This window comes from Candidatus Zixiibacteriota bacterium, from assembly GCA_016933955.1.
Lineage (GTDB): Bacteria > Zixibacteria > MSB-5A5 > GN15 > PGXB01 > JAFGTT01.
In genome coordinates, this window is record JAFGTT010000019.1 from 95,485 (window position 1) to 118,076 (window position 22,592).

Below are 22,592 nucleotides of genomic sequence, written 5' to 3' on the forward strand. Positions count from 1 at the left end.
CATAGGCCTCACAGCAATATAATTCCATTATTCACAATTATCTTTTTTCTGGCGACCGGGATGATTAATGCCCAGGGAACGGATTCATCGGTTGTCGATACGGCCATGCAGGTTCAGCTTCCGGTTCCGGTTTCGGAATTCATGGCTCTGGATCACGAGTACGATCGCGGCGAGGCCGTGGATTTGAGCTGGAAATTGTCGGTAAATGATGATGGCTCGGGACGGGTGACCGGCTATGATATTTACCGGTCGCATGGCGGAGACGGGAAATTTATTTTAATTGCCTCGGTTCCACCCGGTTTCGGAACTTTTGTTGATAAGGATGTAAAATCGGGCGATGTCTATACCTATAAAATCGCCACCACGTTGGAAGCCGGAGCATCGGCATTCATTGAGGCCGATCCGGTGATTCCGAATACCGAGATAATCAACTGGAATCTTCTTAACCTGTTTATCATCGGTTTCATAGTCTGCGGTTCGGTGATATTTTTTATCGCCCATGCCAAGCGCGGGAAAAAATTATTTATTCGCAAAATTGCCGGTCTTGAGGCGGTCGATGAAGCTATTGGCCGGGCTACCGAAATGGGCCGTCCAATTCTGTTTGTCCCCGGCATTAATGATATGGATGATGTCCAGACAATTGCCGGGATCACCATTCTCGCGCGGGTGGCCAAGGTGGTGGCCGAGTACGATATAAAGATTAATATGCCGGTGTCGCGGTCGATTGTCATGACTACCGCGCGTGAAACCATACGAGATGCTTATGCGGCCGTCGGTCGTCCGGATGCATATAATGACGACATGGTTCGCTATATTACCGATGAGCAGTTCGGTTATGTGGCGGCGGTCGATGGAATTATGGTTCGTGAAAAGCCGGCCACCTGCTTTTATCTTGGCGCTTTCTTTGCCGAGTCGCTGATTCTGGCTGAGACGGGTAATTCGATTGGGGCGATTCAGATCGGCGGGACGGCCATGCCGGCTCAATTGCCATTTTTCGTGGCCGCCTGCGATTATACCCTGATTGGCGAGGAGCTTTTTGCCGCTTCGGCCTACCTGTCCAATGATCCCAAACAACTGGGTTCCCTTAAAGGTCAGGATGTGGGCAAGTCCGTTGCCATGGCCGCTATCATTCTGGGTGTCCTGAGCGAGACTATTTCGCAAGCCTGGGGCGGTTCATTGTTTTTTAAACTGGCCGAGTATATGCAACGATTCTTTACCATTTCGAATTGATGAGGTAATGAAGGTTTGAAGAGACAAATCCCGCTTTTAATTACGCTGATTGTCGGTGTTGTCCTTATTGTCTCGGTCTTTTTCCCACCGATTGAGACGCTGGGCGAGGATTTTTCTCTTTATTTCGATATTATTGCCGTGTTCGCCTTTTTCCTGGGCGGAGGCAACCTTATTCGGGTTCATGGAGACAAAATATTCAAACGCCGCCCCGATTGGGGATTTTCCATCGTAACGATTGCCGGTTTCGGGCTGATGCTGATAGCCGGGCTGTTCAAGCTTTTCAACCCGGGTGGAATTACGGCCGATGTGGCCGCCCCGGGTTCGATGTTCCAGATCATGTATGACTGGATTTTCAATCCGCTCGGGGCAACCATGTATGCTTTGCTGGCGTTTTATGTCGCCTCGGCATCGTATCGGGCCTTCCGGGCCAAGAATCGTGATGCCACGATTTTGCTGGTGGCGTCATTCGTAATCCTGCTGGGGCGGACGCCTCTGGGAGTTTATGCCACCAGCTGGATTCCCGATTCCCTGTCGCTTCTGCGAATTCCGGAGATGGCCATCTGGATTATGACTTCGCCCAACCTGGCCGGACAGCGGGCCATCATGATCGGTATCGCTCTGGGAGTGGTTTCGATGTCGCTGAGATTGATACTGGGAGTGGAACGTACACATTTGGGGTCCGATAATGAGTAACCTGGGTTTGATTATATCCCTGATTGTTATCGGAGCCGGTTTGCTCTGGCTGTTGATTCTATCTTTGAAAGGCCGGGAGGTGGAACGGCGGGTTATTTTTCTTTTTGTCGGTCTGGCAGTTTCAATCCCGTTGCTGTTCAATATTACTTTTTCGGAAAAAGCCACTCCGATTGTCATGAATGTTTTTAACAAGATTGACAGTCTGCCGCCCGGATCAAAAGTACTATTGTCGTACGATTACGGGCCGTCGATGGCCCCTGAAGTGGATCCGATGTCCAATGCCTTTATTCGGCACTGCCTGACCAAGGGCCATAAGCTGTACATCATGGCGCTCTGGGCCACCGGGCAATCGCTGGCCGCGACCGCCATCGATTCGATTATTAAAACCGAATTTCCAGAGAAGCGTAACGGCGTAGATTACATCAATATAGGATATAAGGCCGGGGGAACGGGCGTTCTTAATGTCATTATCACGGATATAAGGAAAATGTATTTAACCGATGTTTCGGGCGTGAATCTCGACTCGGTACCAATTTTCCATGGAATAAAATCTCTCAGGGATATGGATTTGCTGATTTCCATCGGTGGCGGTTATCCTGGCGTCAAGGAATGGGTTCTGTTTGCCGGCGCCCCGGGCGATATTCCCACTGCAGGTGGTTGTGCAGCGGTCTCGGCGCCTTTGTTGTACCCATATTATCCCCGGCAGATGCTCGGTCTGCTGGGCGGTATCAAGGGAGCAGCGGAGTATGAGTCGGAGTTGATGAGACGTTATCCCCGTTTCAAAGCGTCGCCGACTCCGGGAATTAAGATGATGGGCCCGCAGACCCTGGCGCATCTGATAATTATCGCCTTTATCGTGATCGGTAATATTTCGTTCTTCATCTCGAGGAGGAAACGCGGCTGATATGAACCGTGCAAAATCAATATCCCTTATTATACTCGCGGCGGTTATCGTGCTTTTCGGGTTGAGCTGGGCTATTAAAGGAATGGCGATTCACGAGGCCGAAACCGGGCTCTGGTTTTCAATGCGTGACAGTTTTCTGATTACTTTTGCGGCCTTTCTGACCCTGGCCATATTTTCCTTCTTATACAAAGACAATCCCTATTATAAATTCGCCGAGAACCTGTTTGTGGGTGTATCGGCAGCTTACTGGATGTGTGTCGGTTTCTGGTCAACGATTGTCGGCAATCTTTTTCCCAATATCTCGCCCCATCTGTCCAGCATATTTGGGGTTCCGTATAAAGGCTTTCACCCGGCTTATTTTATTCCGCTTATTCTGGGGATAATGTTGCTGATGCGGCTGTCAGCCAAACTGGTCTGGGTGTCCCGCTGGCCGCTGGCCTGGATTGTCGGGACCACAGCCGGGTTAAACCTGATAAGGTATCTGAGGACTGATTTTATCAGCCAGGTAAGCAATACCTTTTTGCCGCTTCTGGTGGATTGGAAGGGTGTCGGGCCATTCTTCTCGGACTTCTCTTTGGCTTCCACCGGTCAGTTTACGATGATACTGAGTAACTGGGTAATCTTCATCGGCGTTTTCTGTGGCTTGATTTATTTCTTTTTCTCGAAGGAGCATAAGGGTTTCTTCGGCGGGGCCTCGAAAGCGGGCATCTGGATTTTGATGATTACCTTCGGGGCATCATTCGGATACACAGTCATGGGGCGGGTCTCATTACTGGTGGGACGTCTTACCTTTATCTTCAAGGATTGGTTGGGACTGATAAGTTAGTTTTTAATTATAAAACAGCGTGAGGCTTGTATGAAGCTAAAAACGTTAATAGTTCTGTGCTGTATTATCATGGCAAGTTCGGTCCTGGCACAGGATGAGAATGAAAAAAAACCTTTGCCGGCGGTCGTATCCAATTTAACGGCTGATCTTGAAATGGAGAATGGTGCCAGGATAGCGGTGCTTCAATGGAATTTACCGGCGGAAAGCGATTCTGTTGAGACAATTGAATACGCCGTTTTGCGGGGTCTGTCGAGTGTGGGGCCTTTCGAGGAACGCGGTCGCGTATCAACCGAAGAAACATCTTTTAAGGATGTAATTGAACGAGATTCATCGGTAGCCGATTCGTTGATCCCGATCTCTCCCCGGCCGGCGACAGATTTAATTGTAGTGGATAAGGACAATGATCATGGTCATGGGTTGATTGTCAGCTGGCATAAATCGCCGGACGATGGGGAAGGGGCGAATAATGTCATAGGTTATGCCTTATATCGTGCTGATAGTACTCCCGTCATGTTCAAATTGCGCCAAACAGTATTCAAAACCACGGAAATGGAAGATATCGGCGGCATGTATCCCGATGAGAGAGATTATATGCCAGATAACGTTGATTACTATTATAAAATTCGGGCCATAACCACCCAGTATTTTCCGGGTGAGCGGGATTATTATTATGTTATTCGTTCCGTTTCAACCGATTCTTCGGTGTTCAAAGATTGTGGCGCGGCCCAGTTGAATATGGTCCTGTATTCCGACAGTGAAGTCTTTGGACCGGTTCAGTCTTTTGGTCAGTGGTTTAATTGGAAGAGACTGGCAGTTCTGGTGATGGTGGCCGGCTTTTTGTCTCTTACGGTATATTTTATCAACAAAGCCAAAGGCGGGGCCAAGCTTTTTGTCCGCCGCCTGGCCGGTATCGAGGCTGTCGATGAGGCGATCGGTCGAGCCACCGAGATGGGCAAACCGATTCTGTATGTTCTCGGGCTGGGAACCGCGGCGGACATTGCCACTATCGCGTCGTACACCATTCTGGGCCGGGTAGCCAAAAAGGTGGCGGAATATCGCACCGGCTTGATCGTACCTTGCTATGACCCGATCGTTATGACAGTGGCACAGGAGACAGTAAGGACGGCGTATATGGATGCCGGGCGCCCGGATGCCTTTAATGAGGATATGGTTTATTTCGTGACCAATCAGCAGTTCGCATATGTCGCCGGTGTCAATGGTGTCATGCTTCGTGAACGACCGGCGACGAATTTGTATATGGGTAAGTTCTATGCCGAGTCATTGATTTTGGCCGAAACCGGTGTTGTCGCTGGCTCAATCCAGATTTCCGGGACGGATGAAGTTTCGCAAATTCCGTTTTTTGTGGTGGCCTGCGACTATACCCTGATTGGCGAGGAACTTTATGCGGCTTCGGCCTATCTCGGTCGGGAGCCCCTGCTTCTGGGTTCTCTAAAGGCCCAGGACTATGCCAAGGCGGGCGTGATATTACTTGCAATAATCGGGTTAATATCATTGATGTTTGGTTATCATGGCGTCGTGGATTTTTTCCACGTCAGCGGTTGAAAAGGGTGAATTAAGATGAAAAGACAGTTTCCATTAATGCTGGTTTTTATTTTCGGATTCGCCATGATCATACAGTATTTTATTCCGCATCAGGCATCCGAATGGGTAAACGCTTTCTTTATGGACTGGATGATGATTATCGGTGTCTTTGCCCTGGCGTTGGGCATCTGGTCGCTGATAAGAGTCTCCTGGGATAAAGTGAAGCACAAAAGGCCCAATTGGCAATATTCGATTGTAACGCTGGGTGGGCTTTTTTTGATGACATTTTTTGGTTTTGATTATTTTCGGCATTTTTCGACGCCGGTGGGATCGGATAATTACATGTTTGTGCATTTTTACCAGTATATTGTCATTCCGATTCAGGCTACCATGTTTTCGTTGCTGGCCTTCTTTATAGCTTCGGCGGCCTATCGGGCTTTCCGGGCGCGCTCTCTTCTGGCAACCCTGTTGTTGATTGCGGCGCTGGTTATCATGCTCCGTTTTAATCCTTTTCTGGGACCGATCCAGCCGGTTATGGAAAAATTCTCGGTCTGGCTTCTCAATGTCCCGAACCTGGCCGCCAAACGGGCGATTGTCATTGGGGTCGGTCTGGGAATGGTGGCCACGGCCCTGAAAGTTATTCTTGGTATTGAACGCGCCTATCTGGGCCGGGATTGAGGAGGGTTGGCAGGATGAATATATTTGATCGTTTGATTTCGTTGGATCGGCGTTGGGTATTCCTCGCTTTGGCGGTTGTGTGTGTCATAACTTATTTATGGGATTTTAAAGTCCCTGTCAACCTCAGCCATGAAGTCCAATCAATTTTTGATAAGGTTAACGCCCTGGAAGAGGGTGATATTATTTATATGTCGGTTGATTATGATCCCAATGCGCTGGCGGAACTTCACCCGACAACTTATGCTCTGGCAGAATTGTGTTTCCGAAAAAAGATCAGGGTAATTTTCGGAACGCTTTCCAATCTCGGTCAGGGTATGGTTGATCAGGTGATCCGTGATATCTCGGATTCAGTTAAAAACGACGCGACTTATAATGGTGTTTTCTATCAGGGTCGGGAAATCGTCAACGGAGTCGATTATGTCTTTCTGGGGTATAAGCCTTATCCGGCGATGGTGATCCAGGCTATGGGACTTGATTTCCGGGTTCCGTTCCCAACCGATTATTACGGGACTCCACTTGACAACATCCCGATAATGCGGGGTACGAAAAACTTCGACCAGTGCAAACTGGTGGTGGATATGGCCGCCGGCAATGTTGCCGAAATGTGGATCACGTACGGACACGGCAACTACGGTGTTCCTCTGGCTCTTGCGGTGACCGGGGTTATGGGCGCCGATATGTATCCCTACCTCGGTTCCGGTCAAGTCTTTGGACTTGCGGCAGGGCTTCTGGGGGCGGCTCAGATTGAGATGCTATGCGATAATCCCGGACGAGCCATGGATGGGATGAGAATCCAACTATTCGCCCATATTCTCATTATCCTGTTTATTGTCATGGGTAATATCGGCTTCCTGGCAACCCGTAACAAGAATAAGATGAGATAGGAGGTGATGGTAGATGGAATGGAGTACATTTTTGTGGACGACGTTGGGAGCCTTCCTGACACTATGCACTTTCTCATTTCTTTATAAGGATAACCCGTTTTATAAATTCGCCGAACACCTGGTGGTTGGCGTTTCGGCCGGTTATTTTGCGCTGGTGCTATGGCACCAGAGTTTGATTCCCAATCTGTTTACCCGTCTCAATGATGGCGACTGGTATTTTCTGTGGGTGAATTCATCGCAGTGGTGGTATCTCATCCCGGCCGCCCTGGGGGTGATGATGTGGACCCGGTTTTCAAAGAAAAGGTCCTGGATTAGCCGCTGGCCGATTGCCCTGTACATGGGTATCGCGGCCGGTATGGCTATTCCCCGGGAGATGCAGGCCAGGGTGATCGAACAATTGCATTCGGCTATGCTGGGTGTTATCGACCGGAGTAACTTCTTCGGCCACTCCGTTTTTGACACCGCCTCCGGCATTGCCAGCATTATTATCTTTCTGGGAACCCTGGCGGCTCTCTTTTATTTCTTCTTTTCAAAGGAGCATGTCGGTGTTTTCAAGGGAATATCCAGTTTCGGAATCTGGATCTTAATGATCGGTTTCGGAGCATCGTTCGGTTACACCGTCATGGGCCGTATTTCATTGTTCGTGCAGAGAATCCAGGTTTTGAATGACTGGACCGTAAATGCTTGGGAAAGCGGAGAGGTCAGTTATGTGTTATTCTGGTTCCTTGTCTTCGGTATCTTCCTGATCTGGGCGATGTTCGAAATAGTGAAATACTTCATGAACAAGGGATCGACTCCAGAGCAATAGAATATTTCAAGAATACAAATGAAAAGCCCGCTGATGGCGGGCTTTTTTTACAGCGGGGAATTTAAAAATATTGTTCTGTAATTGCCTAATAATTAAAAGGTTATATTTTTTGTTTTTTTAGATTTATGCAATTTGTTATAAATTAAATAATTATGACAAAAATGTTGACAAAAATAAAAAATTCGCTTGACAGTAATGTGCTCATTATCTATTTTATTTTAGCGATAGGTTGGACCTGATATAAGTATAATATTTAGGGTAACTTTAACTTCAATCCCGAAAGTGAGGAGGGGATGGCGAGAACGTCTGGTTCCGCTGAAGTAACCAGTAAAACCAGGAATAAGAAAAAGGGCAAGCTTTCCACCCCCGAGGCCCGTCGAGAGTACCAAAGACGGTACTATCAGATGCACAAAGAAAAGGCCAAAGAGTATCAACGGCAGTACAATCTAACGCATAAGAAAAAGGCACGAGGGGGTCGAGGGAAAGCCAATTTTGATTGTCCGCGCGAGGTGGTTCGCGCCACCTTTAACACGTCCGACATCATGCATGCGCCGGTCGAAAAGACGCTGAAGATTCTTGAGAAAATAATCAGCGGCGAAAGGCTTTTTACCATGTAAAACCGGTGCCGGGTTTGAAGGCGGTTCGGGTTAAATATTTCCCGAACCGCCTTTTTTTATTGCGTATGGATTAAAAATCAAGTTAATTTTTCCAAAATTTATTTGGAAAAGGAGGGATTTTTGATATGGCCGCTCCAAAGAAGACAAAAAAGAAGACTCAGATTAAGACTAAAACCAAGAAAATGCCGAAAAAGCCCGCAAAATCAGGAAAAAAGAGCATGAAAAAAGCCGCATCGAAAAAGACGACAACGATTCGCAAAAAAACAGCTCCTCGCAAGCAAGCCGCTGCCGCCAAGGCCCAGGCCAAAACCGCCAAAGCCAGAACCGCCAAATCCTCAGCACCCCGAACCGCTAAAACCAAAGCCAAAGCCAAGACTCCGGCATCCAAAACAACGGACAAAAAACTTCAGTTTTCGGCCTATTATTTCTTTGGCGGCAAAAAGGCCGATGGGGATGCCGCCATGAGGGATCTCCTCGGTGGAAAAGGAGCCGGCTTGGCCGAAATGAGTCGGATCGGGGTTCCGGTTCCTCCCGGATTTACTATTACCACCGAAATATGCAAGATTTTTTATGAAAACGATCTGAAAATACCGGCCGAGATCGATAAAGACATTGAAAACCAGATGGCCAAAATCGAAAAACTGGTCGGTATGAAATTCGGCGATCCCGAAAACCCCCTGCTGGTGTCGGTTCGATCAGGAGCTAAGTTTTCCATGCCCGGCATGATGGATACGATTCTGAATCTCGGTCTCAATAAGGACACTCTTAAGGGTCTGGCGCAGAAGACCGGCGATGAACGGTTTGCCTACGACAATTACCGCCGATTTGTGCAGATGTTCGGAAATGTCGTTCTGGGGATAGATAAGGACAAATTCGAAAAAGTTATCGAAATTAAAAAGAAAGACCGGAAAATAAAACAGGATTCTTCGCTCCAAGTCGAAGACCTCAATGATATCATCAAAAAATTTAAGGCTATTATCAAGCGCAAAACCGGGGAACCGTTCCCGGATGATCCTTACACCCAGTTACGTATGGCCCGTGACGCCGTATTTCGTTCCTGGAATAATCCCCGGGCGATCAGTTACCGCCGACTGAATAATATCCCCGGTGACTTGGGGACGGCCGTCAATGTTCAGGCGATGGTGTATGGCAATATGGGCAACACTTCCGGAACCGGGGTTGGGTTTACGCGAAATCCCGCCAACGGCAACAAGGAATTTTACGGTGAGTACCTGATTAACGCCCAGGGCGAGGATGTGGTGGCCGGGATACGGACCCCGCAACCGATTACCCGTTTGAAGGATGAAATGCCGCAGGTTTTTAAGCAGCTCGAAGAGATCACCAGTCGGTTGGAGAAGCATTATCGGGATGTCCAGGATTTCGAGTTTACCATACAGGAAGGCCAGCTTTACATGCTTCAGACGCGAACCGGCAAACGTACTGTTCAGGCGGCCCTGAAAATCGCTGTTGATATGGTGAAAGAGAAGCTTATCACCCGGGAAGAGGCGATCATGCGGATCGAGCCGGATCAACTTGATCAATTGCTTCATCGCCGATTGGATCCGGCCGCCAGGTTTGAGGTTATTGCCAAAGGTCTGCCGGCCTCTCCGGGAGCCGCCTCGGGGCGGGTATATTTCAATTCCGAAGATGCCGTTAAGATGGCCACGGAAAAGAAGCCGGTTATCCTGGTGCGGCAGGAAACCAATCCCGATGATATCGAGGGCATGCATGCTTCGGCCGGGATTTTGACCTCGCGCGGAGGAATGACTTCGCATGCCGCGGTTGTCGCCCGCGGGATGGGGAAATGCTGTGTAGCCGGTTGCGAGGCGGTTCGGGTGAATGAGGCCAAGAAACAGTTCCAGGTCGGTAAGCTGATTATTAAAGAAGGTGAGATTATTACTTTAAACGGCTCAACCGGTGAAGTTATTGTCGGTGAAGTCTCAACCATCGAGCCGGAGCTTTCCGGTGAGTTTGCCGAGTTCATGATCTGGGCGGATGGAATTCGTCAACTCCGGGTTCGAACCAATGCCGATACGCCGCCGGATGCCGCGCAGGCCCGGAAATTCGGGGCCGAGGGAATCGGTTTGTGCCGAACAGAACATATGTTCTTTGCCGAAGAGCGGCTGGGAATAGTGCAGGATATGATTCTGGCCGATTCGACCGAGGAACGTCAGGATGCTCTGGATAAACTGCTCCCCTTCCAAAAAGGCGATTTTAAGGGAATTTTCGAGGTAATGGATGGCCTTCCGGTAACCATCCGAACCCTTGATCCGCCGTTGCATGAATTTCTGCCGGATAAAGTGGAAATCAAAAAGCAGATCGAAGCTCTTGATAAGTACGATGAACATTATGATGATAAGCTGGCCAGGAAGAGGAAAATCCTGCAACGGATTGACGAACTCAAAGAAGTCAACCCGATGCTGGGTCATCGCGGTTGCCGGCTGGGAATCGTTTTCCCGGAGATAACCGAGATGCAGGTTCGGGCTATAATCGAAGCCGCCTGCGAACTGGCCCGCGCCAAGAAAAAGGTCATTCCGGAAATCATGATCCCCCTGGTCGGGCATATCAACGAATTCCGCAACCAGAAGGAAATCGTCAAACGGGTGGCCGATGAGGTTATCAAGAAGTACAAGATCAAGGCTCTGGAATACCGGATCGGAACCATGATCGAGATTCCAAGAGCCGCCCTGACGGCCGATGAAATTGCCACCGAGGCGGAATTCTTCAGTTTCGGAACCAATGACCTGACCCAAATGACGATGGGCTTTTCGCGCGATGATGCCGGGAAATTCCTGCGATACTATGTCGAGAAGGGTATCCTGCCCAAGGATCCCTTTGTTTCCATCGATCAAACCGGTGTCGGTCAACTGGTCCAGATGGGGACCGAAAAAGGCCGGGCAACCAATCCCAATCTGAAGATCGGTATCTGCGGTGAACATGGCGGCGACCCATCCTCGATCGAATTCTGCCATCGAACCGGCCTGAATTATGTCTCCTGTTCGCCGTTCCGGGTTCCGATAGCCCGGCTGGCGGCGGCCCAGGCGACAATTAAAGAGAAACAGAAGACCACCGAACGCGACAAATAAAACGATTCGACATCAAGAAGGACATCATGACCGAACCCGCCATCCCATGGGCGGGTTCGGTTTTTTGTCGTATAAATCGGGATCGGGTCTTGATTCTGCCGGGTATGGTTATTATGGGGGACGCAACCTCATGAGTCCATTATGATTGGCGATCGGGCGGACAATGATATTATCCCGGCAAAAACGATCGGGATGAAAACCGTTCTGGTTTTAATAGGGGCTCACCGATGCCAGCAACTGCGTCTGCCGGGCGAAAGGCCGGATTACACAATTGAGAATATACCGGCATTATTGGATATCCCGGAAATTCGGACACGGCTTTAAACCGATTATTGGAATAACCGGGTATTGCTCTGAGGGTGGCTTCGAATTAATTCCATTAATAATTTTATTGAACGAAGAGGGCTCTTCATTAGTCTAAAATATAGGAAAATAAGAAAAAAGCTATTGTGGACAGGCGGCTTTTTGATTATTATAACTATCTTAAATAGAATAATTAAGGCTTTAGGGAGTGATAAAAATGAGAAAATTGACTTTTGTGCTTTTAATTGCCATTGCTATTATGGCCGGCTGTGCCGATGACGTTATTATCCCCCCGCAGAGTGAATTACGAGGTGCATATACCGGTGTCTATAAAGTGGTAACAGATTATAAAGATCCGAGTTCTGCCACCACTGATCGCCAGAATGTGGATTGGACATTTACCGATCAGAAATTCTTCTGCACCGTGACGGATGATGACAATGTTTGGTTGTGTGATTATTCGGGGTATTATGAGGTTACCGATGCTCTGATTCTCTCGGATACTCTGGTTGGTGTGCAAACCTGCGATAAAGACAAGCTTTTGGTTGGCAGGACACAATTGATTCGCTATCAAGGTTCTGAGGATCAGTTGGATTCAGTGGTAATAACGCAAGAGGATTCAACAAACGTGATGTTCAAAACCCTGGTTTTGATTCCTGAGCCGGAATAACCGCAAGAAATTTTGGCCTCCGCCTGATGCGGAGGCCTTTTTTTTATGAGGTTTGGGAGGATAAATTTATGTCATTAAAAAGAACTATTGGCCTGTTTTTTCTTGTTTCCATTCTCCTGGGGGCTATAACTTGCAGTGAGGATAATGGTCTCGGTCCGGTTTCATTTGATCCTCCGGTGAAATTGACGGGGACCTATCTGCTGACATTCGATTGGCTGACCGATGATTCGCTCAGTGCCTCATGCACCGCCGAGTTCGAATTCAAATCACAGGGTGTCTTTTTTATGCGGGTCGAGGACGACGGAAATACGGGCAGTTTCGATATTTGCAGTGTCGAAGGAACATGGTCTTTTGACGGAGATTCGCTGTATATAACCGTGACCAACGAAAATTTATATCAGGATCTTTGCCGCCCGGACGCCAAACCCCAAGCCCGATATCGCTATACAACAGACGGTGATTATATAGTCTTTGAATCCCGGACACCGGATCCATATCGGCGGATAGAAATTTACGGCCGATAGAAATAAGCCCGGCATAAATTTTTAATTTTTACTGACAGCACCTGTCAGTCAATCATCCTATTATTAGATAAGGAAAATCCCCGGCCCGAAAGTGCGGGTTTGGCGGTATTGTATTATCGGAGGGGAGAATTTATGCTGGCCAAGGTATATTCATCGGCGACTCTTGGAGTCAACGCCTATACGGTTGAGGTTGAAGCAGATATTCAGCAACAGTTGCCGGCCTTTATTACGGTTGGGTTGCCGGATGGGGCGGTCCGGGAGTCCAAAGAAAGAGTCACGGCGGCCATTAAGAATTCCGATTTTGTCTTTCCCTCGAAAAAAATAACCATCAACCTGGCCCCGGCGGATATCCGCAAGGAGGGTTCGGCTTTCGATCTGCCGATGGCGGTCGGGATTCTGGCGGCCACCGGTCAAATTTTGCGTGACAGCTTTGATGATTATGTTCTTCTGGGGGAATTATCGCTCGATGGGGCGGTGCGGCCGGTGCCGGGAGTGTTGCCGATGGCGATGCATGTGCAGAACAATAACGGCATCAAAGGAATCCTGGTTCCCAGAGAAAATGCGGCGGAGGCGGCCATGGCCGAACAACTGCCGGTTTATCCGGTTTCGTCGCTTAAGGAGGCGATTCATTTTCTAGAGGATCCGGGAACGATAAAGAGGTATGAACTTGATATAAAGTCGGTTTTTTCGGCCCATCGCAAGTACGATGTCGATTTTTCCGATGTTAAGGGTCAGGAATCGGCTAAGCGGGCGCTGGAAGTGGCGGCGGCCGGAGGGCATAATATCATCATGACCGGTCCGCCGGGATCAGGTAAGACGATGCTGGCGAGGCGGTTGCCGACCATTCTCCCGGATATAACGATCCCCGAAGCACTGGAAACGACGAAGATTCACTCCGTCGCCGGGTTATTGCCGGATAATGCCGCTCTGATTGCCACCCGCCCTTTCCGCGCCCCGCATCATACGGTTTCCGATGCCGGATTAATCGGCGGGGGCCGTATTCCCAAACCCGGCGAGGTTTCGCTGGCTCATCATGGGGTCCTTTTTCTGGACGAAATCGCCGAATTTCATAAGGATGTTCTTGAGGTTTTAAGGCAACCGATGGAGGACGGTCAGGTCACCCTTTCACGAGCGACGACATCACTGACTTATCCGGCTTCATTCATGCTGGCGGCGGCCATGAATCCCTGTCCGTGCGGCTATTTCGGGGACAGCAGTCACGAGTGCAACTGCTCGTCATCGGCCATCCAGCGATATATGTCACGGATTTCCGGGCCTTTGCTGGATCGGATCGATATCCATATAACAGTGCCTTCGGTCAAGTTTAAAGAGCTGTCTTCGGATGCCTGCGGCGAGAAATCGGAGATCATTCGCCGCCGGGTGAATATCGCCCGGCAGATCCAGTTGGATCGGTTTGGTAACGAAAAAAAGATATTCTGCAATGCGCATATGAAATCCAAAGACAGCCGTCATTATTGCCGCATAAATGAGAAATCCAAATCGCTTTTAAATCTGGCCATCAGCAAGCAGGGATTATCGGCACGAGCCTATGACAGGATTTTGAAAGTATCGCGGACTATTGCCGATCTGGAGGGAGCGCCGGAAATCGAAACCACCCATGTGGCCGAGGCTATTCACTATCGTTCTCTGGATCGCAATCTCTGGTTGTAGAAATTTTCCACTCAATTTTACGCTGACAGCCGCCGAATTGAGAAAATATCTATTCTTGACAATTTTATATCCGTAATTAACTTGCATTAATTTTGGAGTAACAAACCGATGGCTGAATTGACCAAAATGGAAAAGCTGCTGCTTCACGCCGGGCGGCTTCTGACCTCGACTCTCGATTACGAGGAGTTGATGAAGTTGGTGCTGGAATTAGCGGCGAAGGCGACCGATTCCGAGGCGGCGCTGGTTTACCGGATCGACAAAAATATTGATGTGGTCCGGGGACGGTTTGCGCGTTGCTGTGATTCCGAGGTGATATATTTCACCCTCGATAAGGGGGAGGGTATTATCGGCTGGGTGGCTGAAAACCGGGAGCCGGTCATTTCCAACGAGCCTGATAAGGACCAGCGTTTTTCACCTAAACTTGAGGATAACCTGGGGATCAAATTCCGCAACACCCTGGCCGTGCCGCTTATCGGCCGGGCCCATATGATCGGTGTCGTCGAAGTGGTCAACAAGTATGAAGGCGGGTATACCGAAAACGATCTCGATACTGTTTTCGGTCTGGCTAACCAGTTTGCGGTGGCAATTGATAATGCCAACTTGTATCGTGATGCCAAACGTCGGGCCGTCGAGCAGCAGTTGCTGTATGATGTCAGTAAGACGCTGTCCAGCACTTTGAATATTGATGAAGTTCTTCGATTGATTCTTAGTTCGCTCAACAAGGTGGTCGGTTTTATCGCCGGCGGGGTCTTTCTTCTGGATGAAGAAAAGAACGAGGTCAGCACGGTGTACTCAGAAGGATACAGTCATTCAGGCAGCGAGGAATTCATGCAGCTCAAGATCGGGCAGGGCCTGGTCGGCTGGGTAGCCAAGACCGGCGAGGCAGTGATTGTGCCAGATGTCGATAAGGATGAGAGGTATGTCAGCGGACACCCGGAAACCAAGTCGGAAATCGGGGTGCCGATGAAAATCGACGGGCGAATTATCGGCGTGCTCAATCTCGAATCGAGCAAGCCCGATGCCTACGACGATCATTCGCTGGAACTGGTAACGGCCTTTGCCAGCCATGCCGCGATATCGGTCGAACGAGCTATCATGCACGAACAGATGATCGCAAATCAGAGGCTGGCCGAGCAACTCAGTATCGCAAGAAATATTCAACTGTCATTTTTGCCGAAGGCCGATCCGGTTATCAGGGGCTATGATATCTCGGGAGTGAACATACCCTCCGGCGAGGTGGGCGGCGACTATTTCGATTATATCAAGATAATAGATAACCAGCATGGTATCGCTATTGCCGATGTTTCCGGCAAAGGTATTCCGGCGGCCTTGATTATGGCTTCTTTTCGGGCTTCCCTGATCGCCGAAATCAGGAATAATTACGCCATCAGAACCATTTGCTCCAAAGTCAATTCATTGTTGTTCGAATCGGTCGAGCAGGGCAACTATGTGACGGCCTTTTACGGTGTCCTCGATTCCAAAAACGATATCTTCACTTTCTGTAACTGCGGTCACAATCGTCCTATATTGATTCGTCAGGATGGTTCGGTTGAAATGCTCAGGGAAGGCGGCCTGGCTCTGGGGGTTTTGATAAACACTGTTTATGAAGAACGGCCGATTTTCCTTCGTTCGGGTGACCTGATTGTTTTTTATACGGATGGCGTAACCGAGGTCAATAATGATAGCGGTGAGGAATTCGGCGAGAAACATCTGATTGATGCCGTGAAGGAATGCCGTCAACAGCCGGCTCGCGAAATTCACGGTGAAATTGTCCGGCGTGTGAAAGAGTTCGCCTCGCGCAAGCATGTTTTCGACGATCTGACTATGATCGTAATGAAAAAAATATAAATATCAAGTCGTAACCTTTGGCATCACTTTCTACTTGATACATTTGGGAATCGAAAGTCCCGTCATAATAATTAATTTGACAGGATAAGGGAATTGTCTTAAGTTATAATGTATAAGTTAAATCAGGAGGAATAATGAAAAAGCCGATATTGCCCCTTTATATTCTTCTGGCCCTGTTGATCACCGGATGCAGCAGTGATGATAACGGGACCGATGGCGATGGCGATGAACCGACAATTGTCCGCCTGGTGGTGGATTCCGAAGCGACCAAGCCAACTTTAGGCAATGTTAATGAGGCTGTTTGGTTTACGATTGATTCAATGAAGGTGGAAATTGGCGGATCATCGACATACGGGATCAATCCCAATCTGGGTAAACAGGATGTTACTCTGAGGGCTATTGAAGCTTCCGATACGCTTTATCTTTGGGCCCGCTGGCATGATGCCACCGCCAATATCTGGGGCGGGTATATTGTGAAAAGCTCTTTGGAACACGAATGGGATTCGGCTACATATACTTATGACGATCAGTTTTTTGTCCTGCTTGATGCCGGCGGCGATGGAGTGGAGACCGGGAAGATGGATGTTTGGAACTGGATGTCATCCCGGACGGCGCCCGGCTTTTTGGCCCAGGATGAAAGCTGGAACGGAACAGTTCATACGCTTGATACGGTTCAGCCCAATATTAATCCGTACCGCCGAAACTGGTCGAATTTGATGCAAAAACCGTTCTGGATGCATCGCGATACTCTCGACTATACGGGGTCGGTGTTGTATCTTGAAGATACGGTAGAAATGAATGTTTTCCTGAATTGGCCGGCCGGTTATAAGCTTCCGGGCTATGCCATCGATTCCACTATTCATAGTTCTGCCACCCGGGGGGAGAGCAGTCGCTGGGATGTAGTGGCTATTTCGAAATACGATAGTACCGGACTGGATGCCTCCGACTATACCTGGACGGTGGTTTTCGCTAGAGCAATGAATACCGGTCGCGGTGATGATGTCAGCCTGACATCCCTGGATTCGATCGAAGTTCGGATCGAGGCGACTCATAACGGTAGTGACAGCCACTCCGGATCAGCACCATTCTGGATTATATTCTGATGAATTATTCACCATAGGATATTAAAGCCGGCTGCAAACGAGCCGGTTTTTTTATGGTTTCGGGGTGGGATAATAGGTTAACTGGCCACGTTTGTCTTTTTGGTAGAAAGAAATTCCGCGGGGCGCATATTTGTTGATAAAATACTGCGGGAGAAAGACAGAACGAAAAACAAACGCATACTCACCGATGGGGACCAGATACGCCCGGTTAATTAACTTACCCTCTATTACACGTCCGTCAGCAAGGAAATCCTCGATCGGGAAGATGAATATGGCCGGTCGGGTGGATATATAGGCCGCCCGGCGATATTGCAGGTAGCGGTAATCGGCCCGCTTTTCATGGGCCATTAATTTACCCTCGGATTGAGGTAATTGGCGGTGGGCCACGTGGGCGTCAGTCAAGCCGAGATAATCGATTGTGGTCAAGCCCGAATAGTAAGGAATCGCTCCCACGCACCAGAGACAGATGACTTCATCGCGATCGATATATCCCTGTTCCACCGCGCGGGTCAATAGCCGGGCTTGCGGCAAAAAGACCTGTTCCATCGCCATTCGGTGCTCCTCCTGACGAATACAGACAAAATCGGTGGCCAATCCGAAATGCAGACGGTCGAGAATTAAGAGATATTGCTTTAAACCCGGAAGGCGGTTGATTATTGTCCCATTGGGGCAAGCGGAATTAACCCCAACAGCCGAATTGTAAGTTGTGGGGAAATTCAAATGAGTTTCTATTGATGGTACGGTATAGAGAATTATCCCGATAATCAGACCGGCGGTTGCCATAATTCTGTTTAAAGACGATTCTGTTTTTAAAACGGGAATGATCAAGGTTCGAATGCCTTCCTGCAGAATAATGGCCAGGAAGGGAAGAAATACATCGAGTTGTCGGTATTCGAAATGATCCCCGCCAATATAAGCAATGTATATGGCGTAAGGAGCAAAGGGAATCAGAATATTCATTATAATATGACGTCGATCCGGGTCATATCTTCTGGTCAGCAGAAGAACCGCCAGGGGAATAGCCAGGTAGAGACCGTACTCATGGATGAAGGTTAGAAGATAAAGTAAACCGGTATTGAACCAGGCTCCCGTGACCTTGGCATAAAAGGTATTGGGGAAGGGGTATCCATAATAGAGCATCCTGAATATAAAATGGGCACCGACAATGGGGATAAAAATCATCAGGGATTTTATAAGTGGTTGTACTTTTTGGTGACATCGGATGTTGAGAAATAGACGATAGGCCCAAAAGGAACCAAACAATAAAATGCCCTCCGGTCTGGTTAACGAGGCTATGGCAAAAAACAGGGCGGAGAAATAATAACTGCGGTCGCCTTTGAATGCCCCTCGAAAATGAGTTGTTACCGCCAGGAAAATTAATAGGGTAAAAAGGCGGGTTTCCAGTCCGCCCGAGGCCCAGACGGCAAATGAGCGGCTAAGGGCCAGCAAGAGTGGAGCAATCAGACCCATCAGAGTAAACCTGCGAATATCAAGAAAGACCCGATTGAAAGAATATACCATCCCGATCAGTATCAGAGTCGCCACCAGACTCAGAACATTAGCCGCATTTTCAGGGGCAGGGCCAAGAAATTTGATCAGGGCCAGGATTAACACCCATAGGAAATTGGTGTAACCTTCGACTTTTTCGCCCAAATTGAAAACAAGACCGTGGCCATCGGCAAGATTGACGGCATAGCGGTAAGATATAAAGGCGTCGTCGGTTAGAAAGGTATAAAGGGATATATGAAGAACGAGAATTAATAAAATAATAGCCGCCGAAATGAGGAAAATATATTTTGATCGAGCCATAAATTAAAAAAGCCGTTTCCCGGTAAAATACGCTTATCCATCCGGTGAACAAGAACTTTTTCGATTGTTTGCGATACCGGCCTTGCGGGATGGTGATAGGATGTTTATATTTTAAATATTGAAATAGTGGTTTTAAATATTTTCAGGGAGATTACAAATGGCACTTAAAAGTTATGAAGAATATCTTGAATCTCTTCGGAAGATGCGGCCCAATATATATAAGTTCGATGAGTTGATTGAGGATGTGACGACGCACCCGGCCACCAGGAATACGGTTCAGGGTCACGGGCAGACATTTCGGGCTATCACTGATCCGAAGGAAAGAGAAATCCTGACAACTACCTCACACCTGACCGGAGAACCAATCAGCCGTTATCTGTCGATCATTCGCTCGGCTGAGGATATGTTTGCCAACAGCCGGATGAAACGACATATGTTCCATCTAACTGGAACCTGTACTGGGGGACGATGTGCCGGCTGGACGGCTTTGAATTCGATGTTTATCACCACCTATGAAATGGATGAGAGGCTCGGGACCGATTATCATCAGAGATTTTTAACCTGGCTGAAAGACGCCCAGGCGCGGGATATTACCATCTCCGGAGCCCTGACCGACCCCAAGGGTGACCGGACCAAATCGCCGTCGATGCAGGATGATCCTGACATGAATCTTAGGATTGTCGAAAAACGCGATGATGGAATTGTGGTACGGGGCGCCAAAGTGATGATTTGTGGAGTAGCCGCCGCCAACGAGATTTTCATTCTGCCCGGTTCGGCGTACCGAGAGGCGGATAAGGATTATGCCATTTCGTTTGTTATCCCTCGGGATATCGAAAATCTGACCATTGTCGAAACCCGTCATCCCAGCGACATGCGGGAATACGAAGAAGGCTTCGATTCACCCGTGAAAGACGGCGGAATTACCCAGGCTTTTCTGCTTTTTGAAGATGTATTTATACCGAAAGATCGGGTATTTATGGCCGGGGAATTCGATTTCACTTTCAGCGCCGTGAAATATTTTATTGCCCCGTACCGAGCCGCTATTGGAGGATGCGTCGCCGGACAGGGAGATATTAAAATCGGCGCGGCTATTCTTACCGCTCGGGCCAACGGTTTGAATTCCAAGGTCTTTAGCGATAAGATCACCCAGATGCATATCAATAATGAGACAACTTTCGGGATGGGAATTGCCGCTGCGGCCATGGGAACGAAACATCCTTCGGGAGCCTGGATTTGTGATCCTCTACTCGCCAATGTCAATAAGGTCCATGTGGCCACACTTCCTTATGATACGTCACGATTGGCACAGGATATTGCCGGAGGTATTGGTGAAACCGGATGCCTGCCGTCGTATAAGGATTTCAATTCAGCCCGGTACGGTGAATTGATTAAAAAATATTTGAAAGCCAAATCGACCGCCGAAACCCGCACCAGGGCGGCCCGATTGGTGGAATGGACCACAATTGGAGCCGGCGTTCCGGGGTGCATGCATGGAGGGGGATCGCCCGATGGGGCTAAATTGTTTATCCGGTCCCTTGGTGATCTCGAGAAAAAAGTCGATCTGGCCCGCCGCCTGGCGGGAATCGACGAGGAATTGCGGGATCCCGAGAAGAAAAAATAGCCACCCGGCAAATAGCTGCTTGACGCTATTATTATTAGGGTGGCACCATGACAGGCGCCGCCCTTTTAATTTAGATTATAATGGTCCATTATAGTCAATATCTATCAAAAAATAATTTATTTATCCTTGACAGGATTAACAATATTCGGTATTTTAAAATAGCTCTGATGGGACGGGAATTTAGATTTTCAAAGTTTGCTGGCTATCTTAATTAGATTTAACAAATAATTCTCTATTGCTATTGCCGACAAGTTTTGTTTTTCGGCACTGAGGAATTAAAGTATAAATATCCGCCTGTTATCTGTTACATATCTGGTACGACTGTATTGATACCTGCCACGTAAGTTTCGGGGTGGGGATGGAGATTTATAGTGGGTCATTCGGTCAGACAGCCATATATCAGACAGCCATATAATGGTATTCGATCAGACAACCACGGGATTAGCAATCAGAAAAGTCATTACGATAAGGCCTTGAACTGCGCAGAGGATTTCGCCTATGCCGGGTTATCAGCGATACTACTTATAATCGCGGGTCTTTTTCAGAGCTGTCAATATATCGAATTCGCGGCCTTAGTTCCGTTTATATATCGGCTTTATCGACTTTCAGGCAAATCTACGTGGCGACTCGGTCTTCTATTCGGAGCAGCCTATTATGGCGTTCTCTCGATTGATTCCTTTTTTATGGCACCTTTGGCGGCTTCAGGCAAATTCGTCGGGGCCGTGGTTTTATTCACGGTTTTCACGGGTAGTTTAGGGTGGTTTCGTAAACGTTTCGGATTCAATCCTGTTTTTATTGCGCTTTTCTGGACCGGGCTTGAATACGGTCTGATCAAGTTGGGTTTATCACAGGGAATCTTCGGTCAGTCTGGTTTATCCCTGCCGTTTTTTGGCGCCCTTTCGACGATATTCGGTTTTATAATTATTTCATTTGTCATTATCCTGATAAATTCACTCCTTGTTCTCGCCATAGATAAGGTCGTAAAACTCGTATCGGCTTCTGACTCAAACATCCCTCTGGGAGAAAAGGGATGGAGCCTTGGGTTTCTGTGTGAGGCGGGGGCTGATAATAATTTCCTTATTCCGGAATCCCGCGGCCCTCCGCTCCTGAACGGAATCTGAATATTTTATCGGACAGAGATCCTTTTAAACCTGTCCTGACATGAAAATCATTTTGTTTGTGAGGGAGAATTAGATGAATTCTTTTAAGTTTATCGTGATGGCGGTTGTCTTACTGCTGGCGCTTCCGGTTTTGTCGCTGGCCGACAGCAAAGATGAATTTACGATGTATTATTCCCCAACTAACCCCGGCGATACTGAATTGACAGATCCACTCTGGACTGAATATACCGGACAATTGATAACGGTCGACGCGGATGATAGCATCTGGATCGGCGTTGATAATATTCATATTGTCAACCAAATCAAACGTCTGGAATTAACGCTAACCGGAACCAATCTGGCCGATTTAACCCAGGAGAAGGTAATGGGTTATCTTACCGGGGGCGATACCACCCGCGCCTGGTTGGTTACCAGTGTTGCCATCGGCGCAAACAGTATAAAATACGTCTTTGGCTTTGATCCTCAGCCGGATTGGGAAGTTATTAAATTTGTAAATGAAGGAACCGGGGAAGTTCAAATAAGTGAGATGGTAATGTATTCGACCTGCCGCCAGGTCCCGACCCTTACTCAATGGGGAATCGCGGTTTTGGTCGTGATGCTGATTCTGGCGACATACATTGTCTACCGTCGCAAGACAGCCATAGTATAAGACAA

At 48.3% G+C, this 22,592-nt stretch carries 20 protein-coding genes; 19 read left to right on the top strand and 1 reads right to left on the bottom strand.

The window, feature by feature from the left end; genetic code table 11:
• The first annotated feature begins 60 nt into the window (after positions 1–60).
• The 16 genes from JXQ28_07030 to JXQ28_07105 all read left to right on the top strand — a co-directional run bounded on the left by JXQ28_07030 (position 61) and on the right by JXQ28_07105 (position 17,387).
• Positions 61–1,230, top strand: a complete 1,170-nt coding sequence (locus JXQ28_07030; protein MBN2277482.1) for a fibronectin type III domain-containing protein — start codon at positions 61–63, stop codon at positions 1,228–1,230.
• 15 nt (positions 1,231–1,245) lie between these two features.
• Positions 1,246–1,923, top strand: coding sequence for a hypothetical protein (locus tag JXQ28_07035; GenBank protein MBN2277483.1), 678 nt, complete (start codon positions 1,246–1,248; stop codon positions 1,921–1,923).
• Entirely contained in the window at positions 1,916–2,827 is a 912-nt protein-coding gene (locus tag JXQ28_07040) for a hypothetical protein (protein ID MBN2277484.1), read from the top strand. Before JXQ28_07035 ends, JXQ28_07040 begins: the two co-directional genes overlap by 8 nt.
• Positions 2,828–2,948: 121 nt before the next feature.
• Positions 2,949–3,653: a hypothetical protein gene (locus JXQ28_07045; protein ID MBN2277485.1), complete on the top strand. Its 705-nt coding sequence runs from the start codon at positions 2,949–2,951 to the stop codon at positions 3,651–3,653.
• Positions 3,654–3,683: 30 nt separating this feature from the next.
• Entirely contained in the window at positions 3,684–5,216 is a 1,533-nt protein-coding gene (locus JXQ28_07050; protein ID MBN2277486.1) for a hypothetical protein, read from the top strand.
• Positions 5,217–5,231: 15 nt separating this feature from the next.
• Positions 5,232–5,873 (top strand): hypothetical protein, encoded by a 642-nt coding sequence (locus JXQ28_07055; protein MBN2277487.1) that lies wholly within the window; start codon positions 5,232–5,234, stop codon positions 5,871–5,873.
• Between the two features lie 14 nt (positions 5,874–5,887).
• Positions 5,888–6,757, top strand: a complete 870-nt coding sequence (locus tag JXQ28_07060) for a hypothetical protein (protein MBN2277488.1) — start codon at positions 5,888–5,890, stop codon at positions 6,755–6,757.
• 13 nt (positions 6,758–6,770) lie between these two features.
• Complete coding sequence (locus tag JXQ28_07065) at positions 6,771–7,565, top strand: hypothetical protein (GenBank protein MBN2277489.1); 795 nt, start codon at positions 6,771–6,773, stop codon at positions 7,563–7,565.
• Positions 7,566–7,858: 293 nt separating this feature from the next.
• A complete protein-coding gene (locus tag JXQ28_07070) occupies positions 7,859–8,182 on the top strand; it encodes a hypothetical protein (GenBank protein ID MBN2277490.1) in 324 nt (107 codons plus the stop codon).
• A gap of 218 nt (positions 8,183–8,400) precedes the next feature.
• Positions 8,401–11,268: a pyruvate, phosphate dikinase gene (locus JXQ28_07075; GenBank protein MBN2277491.1), complete on the top strand. Its 2,868-nt coding sequence runs from the start codon at positions 8,401–8,403 to the stop codon at positions 11,266–11,268.
• Positions 11,269–11,409: 141 nt separating this feature from the next.
• Positions 11,410–11,592, top strand: coding sequence for an HAD hydrolase-like protein (locus JXQ28_07080; GenBank protein MBN2277492.1), 183 nt, complete (start codon positions 11,410–11,412; stop codon positions 11,590–11,592).
• A gap of 196 nt (positions 11,593–11,788) precedes the next feature.
• Positions 11,789–12,241: a hypothetical protein gene (locus JXQ28_07085; protein MBN2277493.1), complete on the top strand. Its 453-nt coding sequence runs from the start codon at positions 11,789–11,791 to the stop codon at positions 12,239–12,241.
• Between the two features lie 68 nt (positions 12,242–12,309).
• Entirely contained in the window at positions 12,310–12,765 is a 456-nt protein-coding gene (locus JXQ28_07090; GenBank protein ID MBN2277494.1) for a hypothetical protein, read from the top strand.
• A gap of 132 nt (positions 12,766–12,897) precedes the next feature.
• Positions 12,898–14,436, top strand: a complete 1,539-nt coding sequence (locus JXQ28_07095; protein MBN2277495.1) for a YifB family Mg chelatase-like AAA ATPase — start codon at positions 12,898–12,900, stop codon at positions 14,434–14,436.
• A 108-nt stretch (positions 14,437–14,544) separates the two neighbouring features.
• Positions 14,545–16,284 (top strand): GAF domain-containing protein, encoded by a 1,740-nt coding sequence (locus JXQ28_07100; protein ID MBN2277496.1) that lies wholly within the window; start codon positions 14,545–14,547, stop codon positions 16,282–16,284.
• Between the two features lie 134 nt (positions 16,285–16,418).
• Positions 16,419–17,387 (top strand): hypothetical protein, encoded by a 969-nt coding sequence (locus JXQ28_07105; GenBank protein MBN2277497.1) that lies wholly within the window; start codon positions 16,419–16,421, stop codon positions 17,385–17,387.
• A gap of 51 nt (positions 17,388–17,438) precedes the next feature.
• Here JXQ28_07105 and JXQ28_07110 read toward each other — a convergent pair whose 3' ends face one another.
• Positions 17,439–19,196: a hypothetical protein gene (locus JXQ28_07110; GenBank protein ID MBN2277498.1), complete on the bottom strand. Its 1,758-nt coding sequence runs from the start codon at positions 19,194–19,196 to the stop codon at positions 17,439–17,441.
• Between the two features lie 157 nt (positions 19,197–19,353).
• Between JXQ28_07110 and JXQ28_07115 the strand changes: the two genes are divergently transcribed.
• From JXQ28_07115 to JXQ28_07125, 3 genes are all read left to right on the top strand, one after another.
• Positions 19,354–20,817, top strand: coding sequence for a 4-hydroxyphenylacetate 3-hydroxylase (locus tag JXQ28_07115; GenBank protein MBN2277499.1), 1,464 nt, complete (start codon positions 19,354–19,356; stop codon positions 20,815–20,817).
• Between the two features lie 371 nt (positions 20,818–21,188).
• Entirely contained in the window at positions 21,189–21,938 is a 750-nt protein-coding gene (locus JXQ28_07120) for a hypothetical protein (GenBank protein ID MBN2277500.1), read from the top strand.
• A 73-nt stretch (positions 21,939–22,011) separates the two neighbouring features.
• Positions 22,012–22,587, top strand: coding sequence for a hypothetical protein (locus JXQ28_07125; GenBank protein ID MBN2277501.1), 576 nt, complete (start codon positions 22,012–22,014; stop codon positions 22,585–22,587).
• Positions 22,588–22,592: the final 5 nt, after the last annotated feature.